The sequence below is a fragment of the Lysinibacillus sp. GbtcB16 genome (genome assembly GCF_019091145.1).
In the GTDB taxonomy this organism is placed as follows: Bacteria; Bacillota; Bacilli; order Bacillales_A; family Planococcaceae; genus Lysinibacillus; species Lysinibacillus fusiformis.
In genome coordinates this window covers 1-244 of the sequence record NZ_JAGXJV010000759.1, presented here as the reverse complement: position 1 = coordinate 244, position 244 = coordinate 1, and the positions used below count along the sequence as shown (strand labels likewise).

Annotated in this window: 1 protein-coding gene; it reads left to right on the top strand. The window is 45.1% G+C overall.

What is annotated here, in order from left to right; translation table 11 throughout:
• Positions 1-208: helix-turn-helix domain-containing protein (locus KVT27_RS25815; RefSeq protein ID WP_217582300.1), on the top strand; the 208-nt coding region annotated here is incomplete at its 5' end.
• Between the last annotated feature and the right edge of the window lie 36 nt (positions 209-244).

Sequence of the window (244 nt, the reverse complement as noted above, 5' to 3'; positions counted from 1 at the left end):
AGCCATGACTGGTTTACGCCCGAGTGCAATTACGAACATCTGCCGCGACAATCTCGAAAGAGTGCAATTGGATCATATTAGTAAAATTGCAACTGCTCTTGGTATAACAGATATCCGCGAGATCATGACTCTTGTAGAGGTTAGTGAGGCCGAATGGTTTAACATGGCGAATTCGCTGGGAGTTGGAGAAGATGACGATCAGGAATAAAAAAAAGACGATCGCAGTCGGGGGGATTAATCCGAT